A 5,272-nucleotide genomic window follows, 5' to 3' on the forward strand; every position below is an offset into this window, starting at 1 on the left:
CCCTCCAGCGGGCGCGGACCCTGCCCGACCGACACGACTGGTCAGCGCGGCGATCGAGCTGACCGACCAGCGGGACTACTGCGGCATAGGGTGGTGAACGTGAGCGTACGTCGTGTGATGGGCATAGAGACCGAGTACGGAGTCCTGCAGCCAGGCCGCCCCCTGGCCAACCCCATGCTGCTCTCCAGCCAGGTGGTGACGACCTACCGGGCGATCTCCACGCGTTCCGAGGGCCGGGGTGGCAAGGCCCGCTGGGACTACGACGACGAGGACCCGCTGCAGGACGCACGCGGGTTCCACCTCGACCGCGCCTCGGCGCAGCCCTCGATGCTGACCGACGACCCGGCGCTGCCCGCGCCGTCAGGTCCGGTCACCGGGCAGGTGCCGGTCGTGGAGCCCGGCCTGCCCGGCCGTGGCCGACGCCGGTCCGGCTCGATGCAGGAGGTCGAGCGGCCCGCCGCGGAGGAGTACGACGACCCGAGCGCCGCGAACGTCATCCTGACGAACGGCGCTCGGCTGTACGTGGACCACGCCCACCCCGAGTACTCCTCGCCCGAGGTCATGTCGCCGGAGGACATCGTGCGCTGGGACGTCGCGGGCGAGCGGGTGATGCTCGCGGCCCTGCGGGAGCTCGCCGGCTTCCCGGGCAGCGAGGTGGTGCTCTACAAGAACAACGTGGACGGCAAGGGTGCCAGCTACGGCACCCACGAGAACTACCTCGTCGACCGGTCGCTGCCGTTCACGACGCTCGCCGAGCTCATCACGCCGTTCCTCGTCACCCGGCAGGTGTTCACGGGCTCCGGCCGGGTGGGCCTCGGCGCGACGAGCGGTACGGCGGGTTATCAGATCTCCCAGCGTGCCGACTACATCGAGGCCGAGATCGGCCTGGAGACCACGCTGCGCCGGCCCATCGTCAACACCCGCGACGAGCCGCACGCCGACCGGCAGCGGTGGCGCCGCCTACACCTCATCCTCGGCGACGCGAACCTGATGGAGGTGCCCACCTACCTCAAGACGGGCACGACGTCGCTCGTGCTGTGGGTGCTCGAGCACCTCGACGAGTTGGCCGAGGCCGGTGTGGACGCACGCGCCGAGCTCGGTGGACTCCGGCTCGCCGATCCCGTGAGCGACGTACAGAAGGTCTCGCGCGACCTCTCGCTGACCGCGCGGCTCGGCCTGGCGGACGGCAGGACCATGACCGCGCTGGAGGTCCAGGGCGAGGTCGCCGACATCGTCCGGCGGTCCCTGAAGGTGCTCGGGACGGATGCGGAGTCGGACGCCGTGCTCGACCGCTGGGCGTCCGTCGTCGAGCGGCTGGGCACGGACCCGGCGTCCTGCGCACGCGAGGTCGAGTGGGTCGCGAAGCTGCGGCTGCTGGACCGCCTGCGCTCGCGCGACAACCTGGAGTGGGACCACCCACGCCTGCACGCCATGGACCTGCAGTGGTCCGACGTGCGGCCCGAGCGGGGCATCTACCACCGGCTGCTCGCCAAGGGGGCGGTCGACCGGCTGGTCGACGAGGAGAGCGTCGCGCGAGCGGTGCAGCACCCGCCGACCGACACCCGCGCCTACTTCAGGGGTGAGGTGATGGCCCGCTACGGGAGCCAGGTCTCGGCGGCGAGCTGGGACTCCGTCATCTTCGACGTCGACGGGTCGCAGGCCCTGCAGCGCGTGCCGATGCTCGACCCGACCCGCGGCACGCGGCGTCATATCGGCGCGCTGCTCGACGCGAGCCCCGACGCCGCGACCCTGCTCGCGGGACTCTCCGGGAGAAGGTGACCGTGGATGTCAGTGTCACCGCCTAGGGTCAATGCATGAGGTCAGGGCCTAGGCTTCGAGACCAGTAACACGTCAGTGAATCACCAGGAGGCGATCATGGCCGGTCAGGAAAGAATCAACCCGTCACACGAGGACCGCACTCCGGACGACGACGCGGAGGCCCCGGCGCCCGCCGCCGCGGCGGCGCAGAAGGACGACGACGAGGTCGACGCCCTGCTCGAGGAGATCGACGAGGTGCTGGAGACCAACGCCGAGTCGTTCGTGCGCGGATTCGTCCAGAAGGGTGGGCAGTGAACCTGAACGCGGACCGCACCGCAGGACGACTCCCGGACGCCTTCCTGCGTCCGGGATCGTCGTCCTTCGTGGACTTCCTGGCCGAGCACGCCCCCGACCGCCTGCCCGGGAACCGCAGCATGCCAGCGGGCATGACCGACCCGGCGACCCTGTCCCCGCACGCCACCACGATCGTCGCGCTGACCTTCGACGGTGGCGTCCTGCTCGCGGGTGACCGGCGTGCGACCGCCGGCCCCATGATCGCCAGCCGCAGCATCGAGAAGGTGTTCCCCGCCGACGAGTACTCGGCGGTCGGGATCGCCGGCTCGGCGGGCATCGGGCTGGAGCTGGTCCGGCTCTTCCAGCTCGAGCTGGAGCACTACGAGAAGATCGAGGGCTCGCTGCTGTCCCTGACGGGCAAGGCGAACCGCCTGGCCACGATGCTGCGCGGCAACCTGCCCATGGCGATGCAGGGGCTGGCGGTCGTTCCGCTGTTCGCGGGCTACGACCTGGACAAGGAGATCGGCCGCATCTTCAGCTACGACGCCACCGGCGGCCGGTACGAGGAGCACGAGCACCACGGCATCGGCTCCGGCTCGCTCTTCGCCAGGGGCGCCATGAAGAAGCTCTGGCGGCGTGGGATGGACGAGGAGGCCGCCGTCCACGTGGCGGTCGAGGCCCTGTACGACGCGGCGGACGACGACTCGGCGACGGGTGGCCCCGACACCGTCCGCGGGATCTTCCCCGTGGTCGCAACGGTCTCCGCCGACGGTTACCAGCGTATCGAGGACGCGGAGGTCGCCCGCGTCGCGGAGCACATCGTGGCGCAGCGTCGAGAGAGGGGGCACCTCGCATGAACATGCCGTTCTACGTCTCGCCCGAGCAGCTGATGAAGGACCGGGCGGACTTCGCCCGCAAGGGCATCGCCCGCGGCCGGTCCGTCGTGGTGCTCGCCTACGACGGCGGTATCGCGTTCGCCACCGAGAACCCCTCGCGTGCGCTGCACAAGATCTCGGAGATCTACGACCGCATCGCCTTCGCGGCCGTCGGCAAGTACAACGAGTTCGAGAACCTGCGGGTGGCCGGCGTGCGGTACGCCGACATGCGCGGCTACTCCTACGACCGGTCCGACGTCACGGCGCGGGGCCTGGCGAACGCGTACGCGCAGACGCTCGGCACGGTGTTCATCACCGAGTCGAAGCCGCTCGAGGTGGAGATCGTCGTCGCAGAGGTGGGTGCCGAGTCGGCGGACGACCAGATCTACCGGCTCACCTACGACGGCACGGTGGCGGACGAGCACGGCTTCGTCGTCATGGGCGGTCAGGCCGAACAGCTCGGCCGGCGCGTCAAGGAGGGCTGGCGCGAGGACATGTCGCTCGGGGAGGCCCTGCGGCTCGCGGTGGCGGTCCTGGGTTCGGGCGAGGGTTCGGCGTCGCGCACCATCGACGCGGCCCAGCTCGAGGTGGCGGTCCTGGAGCGGGACCGGCCGCGGCGGTCGTTCCGACGTCTGACGCGTCAGGTCCTGGCCGACCTTCTCGCCGACGGCGCGGAGCCCGCGCAGGGCGAGGCCGTGCCGTCCGACGACCTTCCGCCGGCGGACGACGTCGCGGTGGGCTCGGCGACGCCGGGCCTGGGAACGGCGGACACGGTGCCGCCGGAGACTGCTGACTCTGCCGACGCGACCGAGGCGAGCAGCGAGACCGACACCACTGACGAGCTCCCGAGCGAGGAGAAGCCCGACGAGGAGCCGGGCACCTCCGGCGACTCACCGGGCACCGACCGATAGCAGCACGTTCCGCGAACAGGGAGGGGAAGTCCATGGACCGCAGGATCTTCGGTCTCGAGACCGAGTACGGCGTGACGTGCGCTGCCGACGACGGGCGTGGCCTGTCTGCCGACGAGGTCGCCCGCTACCTGTTCCGGAAGGTGGTGGCGTGGGGCCGTTCCTCGAACGTGTTCCTGAGGAACGGCTCCCGCCTCTACCTCGACGTGGGATCGCACCCCGAGTACGCGACGGCGGAGTGCGACGACGTGCGCCAGCTCGTCTCGTACGACCGGGGCGGTGAACGCATCCTGGAAGGGCTGGTGGCCGACGCGCAGCAGCGCCTCGAGCACGAGGACCTGCCGGGCAAGATCCACCTGTTCAAGAACAACACCGACTCGGCGGGCAACTCCTACGGGTGCCACGAGAACTACCTGGTGCGGCGGTCGGGGGACTTCTCACGGCTGTCCGACGTGCTCGTGCCGTTCCTCATCACACGGCAGATCCTGGTCGGGGCGGGCAAGGTGCTCTCGACGCCGCGTGGTGCGGTGTTCTGCCTGTCGCAGCGCGCCGACCACATCTGGGAGGCGGTCTCCAGCGCGACCACGCGGTCACGTCCCATCATCAACACCCGCGACGAGCCGCACGCCGACGCGGAGCTGTACCGGCGGCTGCACGTCATCGTCGGCGACTCCTCGATGGCCGAACCCACCACGATGCTCAAGGTTGGTTCGACGGACCTGGTGCTGCGGCTGGTCGAGGCAGGGGTCCCGATGCGGGACCTCACGCTCGAGAACCCGATCCGCGCGATCCGGGAGATCAGCCACGACCGCACGGGCAAGCACGCCGTGACGCTGGCCAACGGCCGGACCATGACGGCCATCGAGATCCAGTCGGAGTACTACGAGCGGGCCCGCGAGCTCGTCGAGGCGAACCTCGAGGTCACTCCGGTGGTCAAGCAGGTGCTCGACCTGTGGGAGCGCGGGCTGCGTGCGCTGGAGGCGGAGAACCTGTCGCTCATCGACCGGGAGCTCGACTGGGCCATCAAGCTCAAGCTCATCCGGCGGTACCAGGAGAAGCACGGCATGGGCCTCGACGACCCGCGCATCGCCCGGCTCGACCTGGCCTACCACGACATCTCCCGCACCGAGGGCCTGTACAACTTGCTCGCCGCCCGCGGGATGGTCGAGCGGGTCACCACCGACCTCGAGGTCTTCGAGTCGACGGCCCTGCCGCCGCAGACCACCCGGGCCAAGCTGCGCGGCGACTTCGTGCGGGCGGCCCAGGAGGCCCGGCGGGACTACACGGTCGACTGGGTACACCTCAAGCTGAACGACCAGGCGCAGCGCACGGTGCTGTGCAAGGACCCGTTCAAGAGCGTCGACGACCGGGTGGAGCGCCTGATCGAGAGCATGTGATCCCCGACGGGTGCCCCGGGAGCGGCCACAGGGCCGGCCC

General features: G+C 70.4%; 4 protein-coding genes and 1 pseudogene. All 5 read left to right on the forward strand.

Annotated features, from left to right (window positions below; all coding sequences use genetic code 11):
- Positions 1 to 117: 117 nt before the first annotated feature.
- The gene (gene dop / locus ACFWE2_RS24305; protein WP_377226782.1) at positions 118 to 1,779 is read left to right on the forward strand and encodes a depupylase/deamidase Dop; all 1,662 of its coding nucleotides are present in this window, start codon (positions 118 to 120) and stop codon (positions 1,777 to 1,779) included.
- A 96-nt stretch (positions 1,780 to 1,875) separates the two neighbouring features.
- Entirely contained in the window at positions 1,876 to 2,073 is a 198-nt protein-coding gene (locus ACFWE2_RS24310; RefSeq protein ID WP_116675649.1) for a ubiquitin-like protein Pup, read from the forward strand.
- Positions 2,070 to 2,909, forward strand: a complete 840-nt coding sequence (gene prcB / locus ACFWE2_RS24315) for a proteasome subunit beta (protein WP_377226781.1) — start codon at positions 2,070 to 2,072, stop codon at positions 2,907 to 2,909. The genes ACFWE2_RS24310 and prcB overlap by 4 nt, the downstream gene beginning before the upstream one ends.
- Positions 2,906 to 3,589 (forward strand): annotated as a pseudogene (prcA, locus tag ACFWE2_RS24320) (proteasome subunit alpha); the annotation flags it as partial. The gene prcB and the pseudogene prcA, both read left to right, overlap by 4 nt.
- Positions 3,590 to 3,870: 281 nt before the next feature.
- Positions 3,871 to 5,232, forward strand: coding sequence for a Pup--protein ligase (pafA, locus tag ACFWE2_RS24325; protein ID WP_116675647.1), 1,362 nt, complete (start codon positions 3,871 to 3,873; stop codon positions 5,230 to 5,232).
- The last annotated feature ends 40 nt before the right edge of the window (positions 5,233 to 5,272 follow it).

The organism is Promicromonospora sp. NPDC060271 (assembly GCF_042726755.1).
Lineage (GTDB): Bacteria > Actinomycetota > Actinomycetes > Actinomycetales > Cellulomonadaceae > Promicromonospora.